This window comes from Rhizobium sp. 05L429, from assembly GCF_056397645.1.
Genome location: NZ_JBFTNV010000042.1, coordinates 39,999 through 58,923 on the forward strand (window position 1 = coordinate 39,999; position 18,925 = coordinate 58,923).

Consider the following 18,925-nt stretch of genomic DNA (forward strand, 5'->3'; position numbering starts at 1 on the left):
GCATGGTTGACGCATTGATCACTTCACGAAACTCGATCTGCATTCCTCGACTTCCCCGTAAAATCGCAAAACATTGTCTACGCCGGTCGCCCTTGAGAATGGCACCATATCGTGGTCGATGCGCCATGGCCGGCTAGTGTCGTCGGAGCGCAGGGCGTCAGCCAGAGCCGCAGCGAGAGCTTCGACAGAGCCGGGCTCAACGAAGCGAACCTGATGCTCGCGGAGATATTCCGAAGGGCCTTCCGTCGCCGAGGCTATTACCGGCACGCCCTCGTTCATGGCTTCGAGAATCGCAAGACCCGCCGATTCTTCGCGTGACGGCGAGACGAACAGATCGAGATTGCGCAAAAAGCCGGTTACATTGTCACAATAACCAATCATGCGGATCCGTTCGTCTCCAGCGACCAGCTTTTCAAGCACCGCCCGTTGTGGACCGACGCCCGCAATAACTAACGCCGTATTGTCAGGTGCCGCGCGCAAGAAAGCGGAAATCAGAACGTCGTTTCCCTTGCTCGGGTGCAGCCGTCCGACCGTCCCGATCAGCCTGGCGGCCGGAGGTAATCCCAGTTTGGTCCGAAGGTCGAAACGTTCTGTCTGCTTGACTTCCGGAAGCCAGTTTGGAATGCGGCTGACACAGCCGGCATAGTCGCCGATGCGCAATAATTGCGCTTCGTTGACGCAGATGATTCCGTCCAATCGCGCATGTTGCTTGGGCTTATATCCGACATGTAAAGTCGCAATCTTCGTAACGCTCCCTTGGACCGTAACGAGCGCCTTGCAGCCCGGGCTCAAGTGCGCATGCGCTATCTCAATCCGCTCGGCGGCAATCAACTTGCGAAGCCGCCAGCGTCGAAAAAGCCGAGTGGAGAAGGCGTGGAGGACAACTTCGCGGTGTAGGTGCTTTCCAATGTCGACGCGAGATGAGGAAACCAAGTGCACATCGTGGCCAAGTGCTGCTTGAGCATTGGCAAGGTCGATACAATAACGCTCCGATCCGGCGACTTCGGATGCAAACAGGACATGAAGAATCCGGAGCTTTTTGGTTAAAAATGGGACCGAGAGAGGTGCCAGATTCTGTAAAGTGTGGCCATATTCAACGTCTAGGTTCTCGTAACGCATGCGGTGCTCCCCATAGCTCGTGAGACACGATTAGGGCAAAGAGGAACGTTGACATGTGTGTTGTAATATTAAGATATATTTCGAAACTGCCGAATTTCTTAGTATAAAATAAGCCACCTTGTCAATTCTATGTATATCAGCAGGCTTTAATACAAACAGATGCGTGATGGCACCCGGTATATAGCAACAAAACTTAACCAAAATTAATTATTAAGAATTACGAACCGTTTTAGAACTGTCATGGTCAACAAGAAGCTCACCCCAATTGCTAACGCTTCAGGTCGACTAGAGGGTCCGAGCCGCAACGAGTTCTGCGGAACGCAGCAGCTATCGTGAGCGCAGTTACGCGTTTCACGACCGAAGATCTCAGACGGACTGTCTCGAATTCGGCTGGGAGAACTGGCCGGGCTCTAAACCCCAAGCCCGGCCAGCCAGACACTTTGGACCAACCGCTTCGATTTGATAAACCCCGTCGCACACAGGAGAATTTTACGGCCCTGGTGGCGCCGCGCGCTCAACGAGCAGATTCCTGGTGCGTTCACTGGAGTTGGCCCATGCTATGCATGATGATCGGCGGCGTGGTGGAAAACGTTCCAACGACGAGTGTTGCAACGTAGCCCATGGAGTTGCCCCTTGAAAACCGGACAGAATCGGGTTTCTGTTTTACGGTTTAAGAACTGACGCGGTGACCGATACCCCAATGCCTTGTGCGGGTGAAGGCAGTTGTAGTGTTCGAACCATAGTGGCAACGCAAAGGCGTCGACCGCATTCAAGTCCGATCGTTACCATGCTCACCTTCTTGCGCGGCATGGGCGGCGTTGTCGCCTCCACCGGCGGCAACGATTTCGTGCTAACGCGCCGCCCCTATGCACCCCTCGACTGGGATGACAAGCAGGACGAACTCCGCTTGCCCTCCCCGGCCTATCTGCACGCGCGCGGTGGGACGGGGATCTTTTGGCATGCACGATACCGTCATCCCGTCCTTTGCCCATGCTTCCTCGCTAGCGACGATGACAAGGCCTTGCCTGCTGGACAGACGCGGATCTGACCGTGTGCCAAATCCGCGCTTGTCGCTTCCCAGCACAAGCACGGGCGCGATTTCCCCCACCGCGGCATCCAGCTTTCCGGCCTCGGCCCAGTTCAGCCCCGCTACTGCGGGTCCATCCGGCTTTCCAATCTTCAACCGCGCGAGGACGTCCGCAATCGGAGACCAATCAACGAAATCTTGGGTTGGGTCATGGAAGGAAGTGAAATTCAACCGGTGAAGCGCTCCTGAAGCTCCCAACGCGGCGCCTACTGTCAAGAGCATGAGCGTCAGGAATGAAGTCGCGATGGCATAGCGAATGGTTGGCCAGGCGCAGCGGCCCCACCGAGCACCCAGCAATGGAAAGACGAACAACCACCCTGGCATGGGCCAATGCGGAAACCCGGTTCCGGACCCGAGCGCCTGAAGCGTGGTGTAACCGATCGCCGGAGCTGCAAGGGCAAGGCAGAACAACTCTCTTTCCGTTCGCCCCTTGCGAAATACGTGAAGTACCGTGCGTATGAGCGGAAGCGCTATCCAGGGCCCCAACCAGACGATCTGTCCGAGAACCATGCGGGCCAGGGCCCAAGGGGAAAACTGCCAAGTGCCTCGCCCACTCTGGAAGCGCAACGACGCCCAGTTATGCTGAGCATTCCAGACCAGCACCGGTAGAACCACAACCAAGCCGACGAGGCACGCGGCATAAGGACCGCACCTTGACAACTGGCGCCGATGCCCGGTTGCAATCACAAAGAACACGAGACCGGTCAGTGTGAAGAACGCCGAATATTTCGCCAGGCCCGCAAGGCCGAGAAGCCCTCCCGCGAGCAACCACCAGGACATCGAGGGTTCTTCCTCACTCGGGCGCGGGAAAAAAATCCTCGCCATGACTTGTGCGCCGCAGGCCAGGAAGGGAAGAAGGGGGCCGTCCGGCACGATCCAGGCGCCGGCCGACACGAGAAAGAAGAGCGAAAGGTTAAGGAAAAGGATGGACAATACCGCCGCGATGCCGCCGAAGAGGCGCTCGGTCAGGCAGAAAATTGACCACGACGTCGCCGAAAACAGCAGGACCGTGGGAATGCGAACCGCCCAGCTTGTTCCGAAAAGAACACCCGCCGCGTGGGTCATCCAATAGTGTAGGGGCGGGTGGTCGAAATACGATAACGCGAGAAACCTTGCCTGGCCGATCGTATAACTTTCGTCTATTCCAAAGCCGACGGAATAGGCCCACAATAGTCGCTCGAGTGTGAAGGCGAGCACGATCGCCACCGCGATGCGCCGCGGCGATATGGGGAGATCCTCGGATAGCTTCGCGCCGGGAAAGGGCCGCGCGACTTGCTTCCTCTCAACGGAATTGCCGCCCAAGGTACTATCGGTTGGGTGTGGTAGAATTACCATCGCGCATGCCTCCGACGACAAGGGAGAAAGTCGATGGTCATCATGCGCGTGCGCGGTTCCAGACGAGGGCTTGCGTCACCACGTAATTCCAGAGACCGCCGACGAAGGCACCCGCAAGACCCGCGACCCACCAAGGACCAGCCACCGTGAACAAAGCCGTCGCAATGCCGACGTTGACCGCGGCTCCAAGGCTACATAATGCGGAATATATCAGCACTCCCCGGAGGAAGCCTCGGCCTCGCAACCGTTGATCACGATAGGTCACCAGGTTATTACCTGAGAAATTGACGATCATGGTGACGACGGTTGCGGTCGCTTGCGCGCGCGCGAAATCCGTGCCCGTGGCAAGAGCCGCGACTAGCAGCGCCATGTGCAAGGCCAAGCCAGCGACACCGACCAGGACAAAGAAAATCAGCCGCAAGGAGACAACCCCTCTCGTTGCCTTGGCAACAAGAAGCTCCAAGAATTGAAGAGCGACGCGATGATCCAGCTTGCTTTCGCCGGCCGAACGGGTCGCGAACCGGTAAGGTAGTTCGGCAATGCGGACATCCGGGCCCGCATTTGACAGGATATCAAAGAGTATCTTGAAACCCTGCTTGTTCAGCCGGGACGCCATCGCTTCGACCAGGTCGCGCCGTGTCGCGAAGAAACCACTMATGGGATCGGTTATCCTTGCCGAGATCGCACGTTGTGCAACGAAAGTCCCGATCCGGGAAATGGCGCTCCTGCATGGCGAGAGCGCCGTTTCCTGATAGGGTAAGCTATAGCGGGTGGCGATGGCAAAATCATTGCCTTGGCGGATGGCGGCAACCAGATCCGGCAGGAGCCGGTGATCGTGCTGGAGATCGGCGTCCATGACCGCGACTATGTCTGCCTGTGCGGCCAACATTCCCTCGATGCACGCCCCAGCCAGCCCACGCCTGCCGACGCGGCGAATACAGCGTATCCGCGGCTCAGTACGCCCTATGTCACGCAGCACCTCGACGGTGCGATCGGGTGAATCGTCGTCCACGAATATCACCTCCCAGTTCAGGCCGTGGAGGGTAGCAATCAGGTAGCCAATGAGCATGCCAACATTATCCCGCTCGTTGAATGTTGGTATGATCACCGAAACGTCGGGAGCTTGGAGAACTTGCCCCAGTTTGGCTCCATCGATTTGGAGGAACACGTCCATATGCTGACGCCTTTGTTTGATTTGACGCAAACGTTTTGCCGCGCAGCCACTAAGCGCGCGCCGACAACAGTTTCTGATCCACAGCAAGTCCAAGCAGGAAACGCTGGGAGGAGGTCCATTGCGTGTACGCAGATCAACCGACGGGACGTTTCTTCTCGTTGCGAACCGTCAACCTGACCCGTGTCTCTAAATTGCTCGCGAAGCTGAGCTCTGCTGTTTCGTTCCACTGCATTCTCGCTTCGCCCGCCGGATTTTCCGCCGGGAGGAGAGCTATTCAGGCAGTTCGGCCGCTGGCGCGGAGGTTCCAATGCTGCCTTGGGGCGAATTGCAATATGAATCCACTGCCCTCACACGTCGGTATTCAGCCCCATTTTCCGGTGAAGCCACAGCATCAGCCAGCACACAAGGATCCACCCAAGCACGACGTCCGATAGAAAGTGGGCTCCAAAAACGACACGGTTCAGGGCGGCGATTATGGATAGCGGAACAATCAGCGCAGTGACGTATTTGCGGTACGCGTTGGGCACGAACACCAGAAGAGCCAGAAATGCAGCCGCCGATGCTGCTTCCCCGGACGGGAACGAACAATTGCGTTCGCATATCGATGCGAATTGCCATGCCGGCGTAAACTCCATCGCCCCACCAAACTCCATCACATCTCGGGGTCTGGCCCGGGCGAAGAAGTTCTTGAACAAGTGAACCATGATTGCCGATCCCAGGACGTAGCTGAACACAACGAACAAGGCGCGCCTTGTCGTCAGACGATCTGAACGCTTGAGTGGTTTCGCCATCATCAAGACAATCATCATGGGCAAGACAATGTAGGGAAGCATGCGGTTAGCGTCGCGGATCAATAGCAGCAGTGGATTGTCAGAAAGATAAAAGTGCGTCCCGGAGGTGAAGAACCGCGAAACGCGCACGTCAATCTGTGGAAACATGACGAAGATCATGCTGGATAAGAGGATCAGGATTCCAAGTGCATCCAGCGGATCCAAGGAGACATAGCGGGTTAGGGGATTCCATTGCCCGCCAGCTGCCGCGTCAAGGGGGACGGCAGAGGGAACTTTTTTGAAGGGAAGCCGATCAACGTCCTTTGACGCTGAAGATGAAGTTTGCACTAGGACCATCCGCTTAAAAGAAGTGGTTGTTTGAACAGTTTTTGATTGGGGATTGCGTGCTTTCGCCATCCGCTGTGGCGCGGCCTGGTGGCTGGAGTTCTTCCAATGCCTGACTTGGCAGGCTGGCACGGCGCGTGCTCATGCTTGAACAGGCTGGGCTCTTGACCACCTCTGTTCCTAGAATCGATAACCCAGGACCAGCATGGACTTCGGCTGGACCTTTTGCTTCACGAGAGGGCTGTCCGCGGCGTCCCCCACCAGAAATCCGACTTCCTGTTCAGCGCGGAGCATCCAGTTTTCATTGAACATGTAAGTCGCGGACACCGAGAGATCGACGCTTTTCAAACCCGAACCCGGTTTGTATGCGTTGTATCCGGAACGTGCGGCCTGAGCCTCGGTGACCCCAAAATAGGATTCCATATAGTTCTTGTCGGCGAAGGTCGCGGACGCACCCGCACCAAACATTAGCTTTTCATTGACTGGTTGCGTCAACTCGACACCGACCGTCCCCAGGAGCCCGTCGCTGCCACCAATGGTCTTGTCGACGGAGACAAAAAACTCGGCCGGTCCATAGCTCAACGTCGCCTTGCCGCCGACTGTCACGCCGCCATCGATGTCGCCCATCCCGCGTAGATCGTCTGAATCGTCTTCCCCACGACCGAAGTCGTAACCGACCTTCGCATCGAACTGGAACSGACCCTGTTCATAGGCCTTCAGCTCGACGCCGGTCGGATCGATCGTCAATCGATCGAAGAAGGTCGCAGAGACAAACGGAAGCGGCGAAATTTCCATTTCATCGCTACCCTCATATTTTGGTTGGTACATCACGCCGGCGCCGATCATGACCTCCCAGTCGTGAAGCTTCTGGCGCACCGGACCAAAGCGCTGGGGATCGGGCATGGGCGGAATGGCAGCCTGATCGGAATCCTGTGATGCATCGGCAGCGTGGACAAGCGATGGCATGAGCGTAATAACGAGTGCGATGGAAAGTGTTCCGCGCGCTGCGGCCTTTGAAATGAACTTGTAAAACATGAAATCTCCGGTCCTTGCCTTCACACGTTTGCCCGCTCGAGGCTGCATCGAAAAAGGCGGTTTCAATGCCTCTCTTCTGCCACTGCGCGGACAGCCAGAATGTTTGATCGTGTGAAGTTTTGTTTCAGGTCGGCCGGAAATAGGCGAAATCTGAAACAAATTTTAATATTGCCGCAAGCCAAAAAACAGGCGCCGCCGTGCTATTCAGAAATAGGCAAAGTGCCCTATGGATGGTGAAGGGAGCCAGAGCTTGTCGGACGCCTCTCGAATTCTGATTGTCGAGGACGACGCACTGATCGCCGCCATGCTGCGCGATAGTCTTAACGAAAGTGGAATGATCGCGGAGATCGCCCAGGACGGCGTTGCAATGGATGCGCGCATGCGGGTATTCAATTTCGACCTGGTGATCCTTGATGTCATGCTGCCTGGCGAAAGCGGCCTTAGTCTGTGCCGGCGGCTACGGGTTACGACGAACATTCCCATCCTCATGCTGACGGCGGCCGATGCGGAAATTGACAGGATCGTCGGTCTCGAGATTGGCGCCGACGACTATGTCACGAAACCATTCAGTCTGCGGGAGCTCATCGCGCGGATACGCGGCTTGCTGCGGCGCGCGGCCTTGCCTTCGCTAAAKGATCCGCGAAAAAAGCAACTGCGTTTTGACGGATGGTTCGTGGATCCCATTAGACGACAGCTCTACGATCCCACCAACGCACGCGTCGGCTTGACAACGCATGAGTTCGATATCCTGCTTGCCTTTTGCCGAAACCCGGGCCGCGTTCTGACGCGAGAGGAACTCTTAGGGGTAACCCATGCTGGTTTGGCCGGTCCAATCGAGCGCAGCATTGATGTTCACATCAGTCGATTGAGGCAAAAGATCGAGCATGATGTCCGCGACCCCGTTGTTATCAAGACCGTACGTCTCGGCGGCTACATGTTTACCGCGAATGTCGAGGAACTATGAGGCTGAAGCGTTTCCTCCCCACCACGATAAGAGGCCAGATCACCCTGATCATCATTGCGGCGCTGATCCTCGTCAGCGTCGTCGGCAGAGTATTGGAACAGTGGGCAAGGAATGCCGCGCCGGACATGGAAGATATCGTCATGCGCGTCGACACGATGGCGGAACTCCTGAAATCGTCCACACCCGGCGCACGCGAAATAATCCTCTCGTCATCGCGCGCTGCCGGCTGGCATTTCTCGCTGGAACCCTTTTCGGTCAGCGAGACCTTCACCGGACCGTCGGAACCTGAAGGCGCGCTGGCCATGGCCATCGACTGGCTCTTTCCAACCGATCACATCCGCCCACCCGTGGGAGGTTGGCGTACCTTCTGGAACGGAGAGAGAGTGATTGCATCAAAGGTCGACGACACCACGCTCCTCATCCTTTCCGGTTTTCCGGATACGATCCTGAACAGCTCGATCCTGAACGAGGGCCCGTATTATTCTGTCGCCATCGTCGTCCTGATCGCGTTCTTTTTTATATTCGCCATTCGCGTTATAACCGAGCCAATCAAACGGATTTCCGAAGCGGCCACCCATTCGGACATCGCAAACAGCACGGAGATTTTCGAAGAACGTGGACCTGTCGAGATCGTCGCGCTCGCCCATGCTCTGAACGCGATGCGAAGCCGGATACGGGTGATGGTCGAATCAAGGACACGAATGCTGCGGGGCATTGGCCATGATCTTCGAACCCCGTTGACCCGGTTACGGCTTCGGGCCGATCGCATGGAGGACGGACCGGTGCGCGAGGGACTGTTGTCCGACGTCATGCGCATMGACGGCCTCTTGAACGAAGTCCTGAAATATCTCAGGGACGACTACGCGACCGAACCAATGCAACGTGCTGATGTTGCTAGCCTGCTGCAAACCGTTTGCGCGGAGTTCAGCGATGTCGGCTTCCAGGTCCGGTTCGAGGGACCCAATCGGATGATCATCGATTGCAAGCCACTGGCCATCATGCGCGCAGTGACCAACCTCTGCGATAACAGCATCAAGTTCGCAACTGAAGTCATTGTCAGTCTACGAAAAGGCAAAGCGGGCTGCGAGATCGTTGTGACCGATAACGGACCCGGAATTCCAGAACATTTGAGAACGCGGGTTCTCGAGCCCTTCTTCAAAGGGGATGATGCGCGGACGCAAGCACAGGAAGGTTTCGGGCTCGGACTTTCAATTGTCGCCGATATCGTGCACGCCCATCGCGGCACCGTCTCTCTCGCAGACAACGCGCCGAGGGGGCTCATTTTTCAGATCCTTATCCCAAGCCATGTCGATACCAGGACCACGATTGAGGCGAAGAGGCCCTTCCTCGATGTGAAATAGAAATACAGCCGCCTTTGGTTGGATTGGAAGCGGTATCCTGTGGACGGAATTCTGCGTGTACCCTTTGCTCCCGGAAAGCCCACTGACAGTGGATTTAGCTTGCCGGATCGTCCCGATCAGGGATCGAAAACGGCAGGGGGCAATTGACCAGCGCGGATGGCCAGTCCGATTTGCCCCTCACGTCTCGCGCCCATCGATCGGCGGCTTCGCCAGAAAGCCGTTTTTTAGCACCGGTGGCGTACACCGCATCGGCGAGACCGGTTCCGCCGCGTTGGTGKAGCGGCTTCACTGGAAACAAATGAGACCCTTCTTCTCGGAGCTCCCGCCATATTTGATCGGAGTGTTGGGCTCGCACGCTCGCGGCCCATCGGCCACGAGGTCCGGCTCATCCCCCTCCTACGTGAAGGCTTGCGTTAAGCGCGACAAGAGCGATGCGTTGGAAGCGGAAGCAATCTGCCAAGCGGTGCAGCGCCCGACGATACGCTTTGTGCCTGTCAAAACGGTCGAGCAGCAGAGTATTCTGATGACCCATCACACTCGGTCATTGCTCGTTTGCCAACGGACCATGGTGGAAAACGCATGCGGGCACATCTGGCAGAACTTGGTCTCGTTGCAAATCCCAATATTGCCAATCTCGCGACATTGGTGCATCAGGTTTTGTCTGCCGCGGGTGACTTGCCACGATATGCTCGCGCTACTCCGGAGATCCTTATCCGACAGATCTGGGCATTTAGCGACGAGATATCCGTGTTGGACCAGCAACTTCGGGCTTGGCGCATAGAGAATGAGGCCGGCCGCGGGCTCGCGGCCATCCCCAGCCTTGGCATCGTCACAGCCGCGGCTGTCGCCGCCACCGTTACCGTCGCCGCTTGGGCTCATCCCCCCCGTGACAGCAGGTGACAAGCAAGCGTCCGCAAGCCCCTTCTTTTGTCATTCCAGTCATGGAGCCTCCCGATCGGGGCGAGGCGCGCCGTATGCGAGACCGTCGATCTCAGGTTTGCTGAAATAGGAGCGAAACCGCGCGGAAACCCTGTCACTGAAATCGCTGACGATCAGGTGAAGCGCTGGAATGACGATCAACGACAACAAAGTCGAGGCAATCAGCCCTCCCGAAACGGCGATCGCCATTGGTGCACGGAATTCGCCGCCATCGCCTATCGCGAACATCGATGGCACCATKCCGCCAACCATCGCGAGCGTCGTCATGATGATGGGGCGGGCACGTTCCTTGCAAGCCTCGACCATCGCCTCGTATCGTGAATGGCCATGGGCCTGGATCTCGACAGCAAAATCGACAAGCATGATCGAGTTCTTGGTCACGATGCCCATCAACATCAAGATGCCAATGACAACGGGAAGTGAGATGGGCGTTCCGGTCAGGAAAAGTGCGAAAGCCACTCCCCCGACCGACAATGGAAGCGCGGCGAGAATGGTCACCGGCGTGAACACATTGCCGAATAACAATATCAGGACGATGAGGACAAGCATGAGGCCCGAGCCCATCGCGATGGCGAAGTTGTGAAACACATCACCTTGCGTATCGGAGTCGCCCGTTGCCTGTATGCGCACTCCCTCGGGCAAGGACCGAATGGTTTTCAGATCAGCCAACAGCGCTACACCCTGCCCGAGCGTCAATCCCTCATCCAAGTCGGCGCCGATCTTGATCGTTCGCTCGCGATCAAAACGATCGATCGACGAGACGGTTTCGTCGAATCGGAAGTCGACTACACTGGACAGGGGTACACTATGGCCAGCGGCCGTCGGCACGCCAAGTAACTCGAGCGCCGCCATATCGTTGCGGCTCTGGCGGGCGAGTAACAGGCGGATGGGAATCTGACGGCTCCCCTCGATGAACTTCGGCAAGTTGCTGTCCACATCCCCAATCGTTGAAATTCGGAGTGTTTCGGCGATCAATGCGGTCGGGACACCAAGTACCGCGGCCTTGTCAGCCTTGACCTCCATTTTGAGTTCGGGCCGCATCGCAGCATTGTCCATTGCTGGATTGATGAACCCTTTCTGGGTCGCCATTTCAGCGACAATGGCGTCTGCTGCTTCCTGGGCATTGTCTCCATCTGTGCTCAGGACCGCGAAGGTTAGGTCCCGATCGCCGCTTGCGTTGAGAAACCGCAGACGAACATCAGGAATGTTCGAGAGTATTCTCTTGACGGCATCCTCGACCTTGAAAGAAGAGAGTTCCCGCTCAGACTTGTGAACGAGGTCAATGGAGACCGCGGCGCGACGGACATCAAGTTCCCCCGACGGGCTCGTCCCACCTCGAATGAACACGCCTTCGACCTCCTTTAGCTGGCGAATCCGCTGAGCGATTTCGTCAGTGACGGCCCTAGTTTCAGCGAGCGTCGATCCCGCCGGCAGTTCCAACGACAGGGAGAGGCGACCGTTGTCTTCCTCGGGTAAAAACGCGTTCGGAAGCGTTAGAAGTGCGGCGATGGAAATCGCGAAGAAGGTGACCGCGGCGGCCACGGTCGTCCATTTGCGGCGAAGTTGCAGCCTCAACACGTTCTCGTATATCCTCCCGGCAAGGCCCTGCGGCCTTTCCCGATGCGGGAGGCTGGTCATGATGTATGCCGCCATGATTGGGGTGATGAGCCGGGCGACCAAGAGTGAGAAGAAGACAGAGATGGCGACGGTGAGACCGAACTCCTTGAAGTAGAGGCCAGTGACCCCTTTCATCAAGCCTACCGGCGCGAACACGGCGATGATGGTCGCCGAGATTGCGATCACAGCCAGCCCGATTTCATCTGACGCATCGAGAGCGGCGCGATACGCGGATTTCCCTATGTTGCGATGGCGCACGACATTCTCGATCTCAACGATCGCGTCATCGACAAGGATGCCTGTCACAAGAGTAATCGCTAGCAGGCTGAGGATGTTCAGCGAAAACCCTAGCATATCGATGGCGAAGAATGTTGGCAGGATAGAGAGGGGAAGCGCGACTGCCGCCACGAGCGTCGCGCGCCAGTCTCGCAAAAACAGGAAAACGACGACGACGGCGAGAAATGCGCCTTCTAGCAGGGTGTCGATCGCCGATCGATAATTTCCGGAGGTGAAGCTGACGCTGTCGTCCACAACTGCGAACTTCACCAGGGGATACTGCGGTCCTAATTTGTGCAAGGCCTCGGCCACCGATGCCGCAACGGCCACGTCGCTCGCGCCGAGCGATCTGTATATGGAAAACCCGACGACGTCGGAGCCATTCAATGTCGCGAAATCGCGCGGTTCCGCCACGGTGTCGGAGAGCTCGCCGAGCTCGCCGAGAAGGACGTTCCGGGTTCCGGGTGTTGCGATACGAAGGCCTGCGAGATCATCGACGGTTTCGACGGCCGCCGCCGTCGTCAGCGCCTGTTCGCGGCCGTTGAGCTCACTACGTCCGCCGGAAGCGTCCAACTGGGTCGTCATCAGGCTTTTGTTCACAGTGCTGGCTGTCAAAGAGTACGCATGCAGCCGATTGGGGTCGATCTCGACATGAATTTCTCGCTCCACGCCGCCGACACGATCAATGCGGCCGACGCCCGGCACGCCTTGCAGCTCGCGAATGAGCGTGTCATCAATAAACCAGGAGATTTGCGACTTGCTCATTCCTTCTCCGGAAACAGCATAGGTCACGACAGCCTGTGACTCTTGCTCCATTCGTTCGATAATCGGTTCATCGATCGTGTCCGGAAGATCGGATCTTATCTTGGTAATGGCGTCGCGAACATCGGTAACGGCACGGTCGGTCGAGACTACGCCGAGCTCGAATTCGACCGTGGTCGTTGAGCGACCCTCCGTGATGGTTGAMGTCAACTCCTCAACACCCGTCAACGACGCAATCGCATTCTCAACGAGTTTTGTTACTTCGGTCTCGAGTTCGCTCGGCTTCACCCCCGATTGATCGATGGTGACGGTTACCAGTGGGACGTTGATCGACGGGAAATAGGTGATCGGCAATTTTATAAAACTGAAAATGCCGACGATCGTCAGGGCCGCGAACAGCAGGATTGACGGCAATGGGTTCCGGATGGCCCATGCGGAAATATTGCTGTTCATCGCGCCACACTCTCTTCGGCCTTTAACGAGGAAAGTTCGCCAGCTTTCAAACCGGAGGTCGGAACGGTCAGTATCCTTTCATCCGTCTTCAGGAAGCTACCCGATTTGGTGACTACGATCTCGCCTTCCTTAACGCCGGAAAGGACCTCTATCGCGGCACCCGCCGGGGAACCGAGGATTACAGGGCGCAGGATCGCACGATCGTTTTCAACGACAAAAACACTGGCTTCGCCATTCTGGATCCTGACGGCGGTGGCAGGTACCGTGACATTTGAACGCCGTGCGACCTCAATGCTGCCGTGGACGAACGCGCCTGGTACCAAGGCGTGACGCTGGTCGAGCGCCAGCCGCACCGTACCCATACGCGTGAAAGGATCTATCTGCGCCGCGCTCAATCGCACGCGACCCTGGATCGTTTCGTGTTCACCGGCCACGCTCATCTCAGCGACCATCCCTTCTTCGAGGCGAACAAAGCTCGCTTCGCTCACACTGGCCTCCATCTCGATGAGGCCGTCTTTCGCCAAGATGAATAGCGGGGCGCCTGAGGATGAGGTCATGGCGCCAATGCGTGCGTTGCGACTGAGAACCCTACCCGCTTCTGTCGCACGCACAGTGCTTCGTTCAATCGTCAACGCAATATCGGCGCGCTCGCGCTCGATCAGTTTTCGATCCGCCTCAGCCAGCATCAGCGATTGATGCGCAAGCTCGAGCAGGGACTTGACCCGAGAAAAGGCATTCTCGTGTTCATCGAGAAGCTGCTGGGACACAACTCCCCTGCCCACCAGTGATCTGCTTCGTTCGACAACTTTACGCGCCTCGCGCTCGTTGACGGCGGCGACATCAACCCTACTCTGCTCTTGCGCGACAGCAGCCGCGGCGCGTGAAAGTTGAACCGTGTTTCTGTCAAGCGCGAAGCTCGCCTCCGCTACGTCGAGTATTGCCAGTGGTTGACCCTTGGATACGACGGCGCCCACCTCKACGAGGATTTCCCTCACTTCCTTGCCTTCGATAAGCGCGTTTACCCTAATTTCCTCCTGCGCGATCAGTGTTCCAACGGCCGCGACATGGTCGTGAATGGTGGCACGCTCTGCGGCGCCGACACTCACCGTTATGGCCTGTTGAGCCAACAATTTCCCGCCGGAACAGAGGGTCATCGAAGTAAACAATGCTGAGACCAAAAGCGATTTGACGGAACGCCCCGGTATGCATTTATGCTGTTTTCGATGCGTCATCACTAGAACCACTGTTGGCCGTTTGCACCTTGCAGACGGTTACTTCGCCCTTGTTATCGAGAGTGCGGCATGCCGGATGTGTTGATATTTTAAGATTTGTTGCAATCAGCCCCAAAAGCAGATCTCCTTACATGCGCCGCTTCCATCGATGGCGGCTCATTATTCTCGATGTCCGGGGAAAGGGGTTCGCAGCTCGATCTTCCATCCTCTGCGGATTACGAAGACAGGAGCAATCCACTCAATTGTGGCACCGGCTCGTACAAGCGTGACGCGCCTGTTTCCCTGCTATAGCTGTCCCGGCCCCCCTTGCTGCGGCGTTCACGGGGCCATTGAAGTAGAAAATTTGACCGGCAGCTTTCCGCTGGCAAAAACACGCAGCGCGTTGATGCTGGATTGATCAGGCCCGTCGAGATAACTCCTCATTCGGGCCGGAGCGCTTGTTCTCGTACCGAAGCAGTTCGGTGGGTCCATAACAGAGTCGATTTGTCTGAGTGAAGGCAGCTGCCAGTTATCCGTTGCCATGTGAGCTCGTTATCGCCTTCAGCGAGCCGCGATGGGTAATTTCGGCTGTAGCTTGGAGAGAAGGGCGTCCGCGCCCTTGTCTATTCCGACTTTTGACGCACCGAGTGGGCCAAGGCTAGCGCCGACGTCTAACGCGCTCGGATACTGCTTGGAGACATAAGCCAGGAGTAGGTTGTTCGACGCGCTGTCATAGACCTCAACGGAATAATTGATTGAACCGCTGAGCGTTCCTTCTTTTCCACGTGCGGCTTGGAGCCCGTTTACGGCCAGACCCATCGGCATCAATTTTGCCACGGTCGAGATCACGACGGCGTTGGTCTTTGCGCCAGTCAGTTCAAGTTTGAGCCTAAGCGTGCCGGGACCTGGGATCTTTGTAAGTGCGTATTTTGGCCTAAGGCGGCCTTCGAATGACCGCTGCATGTAGGATGCAAGCTCGACCTTGTCCTTCTCGGTGATGCTGCCAAATTGATTATCGCGGTTTCGATAGATCTCCACAGGCTCAACGATTATAGCTGAGTACGCGCTAAAATCGACGGTTCCATGGGAGTAAATGAGTGGTATTTTTCCGTCCTTGTTTTGCGTATTGACGGATAGCTGCTTGGAAGATGCGATGCCTTGATACGCGATCGGATCGGTGCTCACACAGCCAGTGGAAACAGCAACGAGCGCAAAGAGACAAAATTGAATCGACTTGGTAACCACGGGTATCTCCTGGATGGGTAAGCGGATGTCTGGTCGGCGCGTGATCGGAACGACCGCAGTGCGCAGAATCGGTAGGATTGAGAGAGCCTGGCGTCAGGCGAAGCGGTTGGAGATGGCGCGAATGCGTTCCGTCAACTTCGCCATCATCGCGTTTTCGCAAGAACGACGCTTGGTTGTTGTAGGCACCGCGGTAGGTGCGGATCGACGATCAACCAACGCGTTGATMCTTCGAGAAAGGGACACCATGTCAAGCTGCGATCCAGCCTCTGACATGGCGCGTGCTTGCGCCACGTTGAGGAAAACTTCGATATTTACGACCGGAAGGGGCCTGACGCGCCGGACGATATCGATATTTGGGCGCGTCGTGACGATGAGGTCGTAACCGCCAACCGTAAGTTTACCTTCGAGGTCGGCCTGCGACGAAACGTGATTTGCGACGTACCCTTCTTCGTTCAGTTTGGCGACGATGCTCACCGCTGCCTCGGGCAAGAACACGAGGATTCGCGCAGGCATATGCTTTGCGGTGGGGTCGGTCATGACGCATATCTCCTTGGTTGACCGAACGATAGAAAGTTCCCGCGCTCCGATATGTTCAGTTTTGTTAAGTTATATGTACGGCTCAGACTGCCGAAACCCGTCCTTGGCTCGTTCCCGGAATGGGATGCTACACGCGATGTCCGAGTGCCCGTGTTGAACCCTGGCAGCACTATTCTAACTTCCAACCCGCGAGGTTGACGATCGCGCAAGGACAACTCGCCGCCATGAGATTTGACGATATCGTCGACTATCGAGAGCCCAAGTCCGAAACCGCGTTTGCTTGAGGAATTTCGAGACGCATCGACCTTGAAGAACGGCGCAAGCACGCGTTTATGCAGCTCTTTGGGCAGGCTCGGGCCGTCATCTCCAATAGTGATTACGCCCGCACCATCCGACAGCTGTTCCAGCGCGATTTCGGTCGTTGCCGCTAGGCGGGTGGCATCGTAAACTTAACGAAAGACGGACATCGATATGAGATGACGGGTCATGACGAACCGTGATGCGCTCTATCGCCGCCACCGCTTTCCCGCCGAAATTATCGCCGCTTCCCTCTCAACCTGCGGATGGTGGAGGACATGCTGGCCGCCCGTGGCATCATGGTTTCGCATCAAACGGTCCAGCTGTGGGCTGAGAAATTCGGACGTGCCTTTGCCGACGAGATGCGTCGGTGCTCATCCGGTCGGCTTGGCGATAAGTGGCACCTCGATGAAGCCGTCGTTTCGATCGGCGGCGAGAAGCACTGGCTATGGCGCGCCCTCGATCAGGATGGTTTCGTTCTTGGATGCTGGTTCGAAGTCGCCGAAATGCCCAGGCGGCCTGGCGTTTGATGCGAAAACTGTTAAAGGGTCACGGCCGCGCGCCGCGTGTGATGGTTACTGACAAGCTTCGATCCTACGATGCCGCAAAGCGTGAGATCATGCCCCGCGTTGAACATCGCTCTCACAAGGGGCTAGCAGAGAATTCCCGTCAGCCAATCAATCAGGCGGCGAGAACGGTTCATGAAATGCTTCAAGTCGAAGCGACATTTGCAACACTTCGTCTTCATCCATGATCCGATTGCCAACCTGTTCTACATCCCGCGCCACGACGTCATCTCAAGCCACTATCGCGAACTACGTGCTGCGGCGATGAGCCTGTGGACGCAGATCGCCCGGGCGTAAACAGCGACAGCCAAGGCGGCCTGCTGTTGCCTCACGACTTTTAAGTTTACGATGCCCCGCGAGAGGGGGCGGCAATATAAGATTTTCAACGACAACTGATGTCGAGAGGCGCACCGTCTCAGTCAGGCGTTGCGATCGACCCTGAGCCTCTCGTGTCAACGCTTCTGCGGCGACACCCATGGCGCCTGCATCCTCGGAGAGTCCCAATCCTGTATCTGTCGGATCGAGACCACGAACAGACAGGGTAAAGAGACTGGCCCCGACAATCGCTTCCAGTTCACGTATGTGCCGGCTCGCCCATGGATCGTTTCGCCTTCGCCGACATCGAGCTCGGGCTGGTGACTGAAGAGCGCCGAGGACTATCGAACGGCGTTCGGCTGCAAAGGACTGCCCCAACAAAACCGGACCAGTCCCTCGTTACTGATCGGAGGTCATTCTGATCAGTAACTGACAGAGGTGGAGCCCTGACCTTAAGCCAGGGCTCCACCGTTCAAATTAGAACGCGCGCTGCAGACGGAAGTAACCCGACGTGGAGTCGTCGTCTTCATCCGGATCCAGATACTGGATCGAAGCCTTAGCGTAGAAATTGTCTACGACCTGATAGTCAACCGTCAGACCGACCTTCCAAGCGTCGTTTTCGTCGTCGAAATCGCCGGCGCCGTCGATGCCGTAGTTGCCGTAATACTGAACACCAGGGGTGATCTTCAGCTTATCGGTAGCCTTGATGACGTACTCGGCAGTAACTGCCCACTGAGCGGCGTCGTAGTAGGAGTTCGGGTTGGTGGAGTAAACAGCAGCAAGGCCGAGCGTGCCAGGACCGATGTCAACCGTACCCATAGCGCGGATTGCTCCTTCTTCGTTGTCGGTGTCGTAACCGCCAGTGATCTGGTAGCTGAATGCACCAGACGTGCCGCCGATGCCGAAGGCCACGCCGAAGTTGTTCGGAGCTTCGCCGGTCTTGAAGTAGCCGTCTTCCAGTTCGTCAACGCTGATACCAGCGTAGAAGGAGCCGGTTTCGTACTGATAACGGATGGAGTTGTGCAGGGTAACCGGGGAGCCGATGTCGGCCGTTTCGCCGTCGAGACCATCGTCCCACCAGGAGTAGAACAGACCAGCGCGGAAGCCCGCGACGTCGAGGTAAGCGGAGTCGAGGACCGTCGACTGGTCAGACGCGTTGTCAGCGTTTGCCTGCAGAACGATTACGCCGGTGAGCGGACCGTACTCGGTGTCGCTTTTGGCCGTGAACTGAACCTGACCACGGGTTACAGCATCCCAGCTAGAGTCGTTGGTGGCGGAGGTGCCGCCGGCGTTCGGGCCAACGTTAACCTGGAAACGGATGTAGCCTTCGATCTTCAGGCAGGTTTCCGTGCCCGGGATGTARAAGTAGCCGGTGCCGTAAGCGTCGCAGACGCGAACGTATTCAACCGGCTCCGGCTCGGCAGCAACGATTGCGTCTGCTGCGAGTACCGGGGTCGATGCAGCAAATGCTGCTGCCGACGCAAGCAATACCATCTTGATGTTCATTGTAGAATTCC

At 57.0% G+C, this 18,925-nt stretch carries 12 protein-coding genes and 4 pseudogenes; 4 read left to right on the forward strand and 12 right to left on the reverse strand.

Going from position 1 to position 18,925, the window contains the following annotated elements:
• Positions 1–18 precede the first annotated feature (18 nt).
• The 6 genes and pseudogenes from AC1DNW_RS31590 to AC1DNW_RS31615 form a co-directional block, all read right to left on the reverse strand.
• Positions 19–1,119, reverse strand: coding sequence for a glycosyltransferase (locus tag AC1DNW_RS31590; RefSeq protein ID WP_477855393.1), 1,101 nt, complete (start codon positions 1,117–1,119; stop codon positions 19–21).
• A 653-nt stretch (positions 1,120–1,772) separates the two neighbouring features.
• Positions 1,773–1,868: pseudogene (locus AC1DNW_RS31595) on the reverse strand (integrase core domain-containing protein); the annotation flags it as partial.
• A gap of 101 nt (positions 1,869–1,969) precedes the next feature.
• Positions 1,970–3,541 carry a glycosyltransferase family 39 protein gene (locus AC1DNW_RS31600; RefSeq protein WP_477855394.1) on the reverse strand — a complete coding sequence of 524 codons (1,572 nt, stop codon included), beginning with the start codon at positions 3,539–3,541 and terminating at the stop codon, positions 1,970–1,972.
• Between the two features lie 40 nt (positions 3,542–3,581).
• Positions 3,582–4,715, reverse strand: coding sequence for a glycosyltransferase (locus AC1DNW_RS31605; protein ID WP_477855395.1), 1,134 nt, complete (start codon positions 4,713–4,715; stop codon positions 3,582–3,584).
• Between the two features lie 347 nt (positions 4,716–5,062).
• Positions 5,063–5,833: a phosphatase PAP2 family protein gene (locus AC1DNW_RS31610; protein WP_477855396.1), complete on the reverse strand. Its 771-nt coding sequence runs from the start codon at positions 5,831–5,833 to the stop codon at positions 5,063–5,065.
• A 177-nt stretch (positions 5,834–6,010) separates the two neighbouring features.
• Positions 6,011–6,865, reverse strand: coding sequence for a MipA/OmpV family protein (locus tag AC1DNW_RS31615; protein ID WP_477855397.1), 855 nt, complete (start codon positions 6,863–6,865; stop codon positions 6,011–6,013).
• Between the two features lie 226 nt (positions 6,866–7,091).
• On the opposite strand from AC1DNW_RS31615, the gene AC1DNW_RS31620 reads away from it, so the two are divergent.
• From AC1DNW_RS31620 to AC1DNW_RS31630, 3 genes and pseudogenes are all read left to right on the forward strand, one after another.
• A complete protein-coding gene (locus AC1DNW_RS31620; protein WP_477855398.1) occupies positions 7,092–7,829 on the forward strand; it encodes a response regulator transcription factor in 738 nt (245 codons plus the stop codon).
• Entirely contained in the window at positions 7,826–9,190 is a 1,365-nt protein-coding gene (locus tag AC1DNW_RS31625; protein ID WP_477855399.1) for an ATP-binding protein, read from the forward strand. The genes AC1DNW_RS31620 and AC1DNW_RS31625 overlap by 4 nt, the downstream gene beginning before the upstream one ends.
• A 196-nt stretch (positions 9,191–9,386) precedes the next feature.
• Positions 9,387–10,051, forward strand: a pseudogene (locus AC1DNW_RS31630) (transposase); the annotation flags it as partial.
• Between the two features lie 78 nt (positions 10,052–10,129).
• On the opposite strand, the gene AC1DNW_RS31635 reads toward AC1DNW_RS31630, so the two are convergent.
• The 5 genes and pseudogenes from AC1DNW_RS31635 to AC1DNW_RS31655 all read right to left on the reverse strand — a co-directional run.
• Entirely contained in the window at positions 10,130–13,237 is a 3,108-nt protein-coding gene (locus tag AC1DNW_RS31635) for an efflux RND transporter permease subunit (protein WP_477855400.1), read from the reverse strand.
• Entirely contained in the window at positions 13,234–14,469 is a 1,236-nt protein-coding gene (locus tag AC1DNW_RS31640; RefSeq protein WP_113311835.1) for an efflux RND transporter periplasmic adaptor subunit, read from the reverse strand. Before AC1DNW_RS31640 ends, AC1DNW_RS31635 begins: the two co-directional genes overlap by 4 nt.
• Positions 14,470–15,009: 540 nt before the next feature.
• Complete coding sequence (locus tag AC1DNW_RS31645) at positions 15,010–15,693, reverse strand: DUF3313 domain-containing protein (RefSeq protein ID WP_477855401.1); 684 nt, start codon at positions 15,691–15,693, stop codon at positions 15,010–15,012.
• A 93-nt stretch (positions 15,694–15,786) separates the two neighbouring features.
• Complete coding sequence (locus AC1DNW_RS31650) at positions 15,787–16,230, reverse strand: hypothetical protein (RefSeq protein ID WP_477855402.1); 444 nt, start codon at positions 16,228–16,230, stop codon at positions 15,787–15,789.
• A pseudogene (locus tag AC1DNW_RS31655) lies at positions 16,227–16,646 on the reverse strand (ATP-binding protein); the annotation flags it as partial. The pseudogene AC1DNW_RS31655 and the gene AC1DNW_RS31650, both read right to left, overlap by 4 nt.
• Positions 16,647–16,716: 70 nt before the next feature.
• Here AC1DNW_RS31655 and AC1DNW_RS31660 point away from each other — a divergent pair.
• Positions 16,717–17,390: pseudogene (locus AC1DNW_RS31660) on the forward strand (IS6 family transposase).
• A gap of 495 nt (positions 17,391–17,885) precedes the next feature.
• Here the strand turns inward: AC1DNW_RS31660 and AC1DNW_RS31665 are convergent.
• On the reverse strand, positions 17,886–18,914 hold the full coding sequence (locus tag AC1DNW_RS31665) for a porin (RefSeq protein WP_477855404.1): 1,029 nt from the start codon (positions 18,912–18,914) through the stop codon (positions 17,886–17,888).
• Between the last annotated feature and the right edge of the window lie 11 nt (positions 18,915–18,925).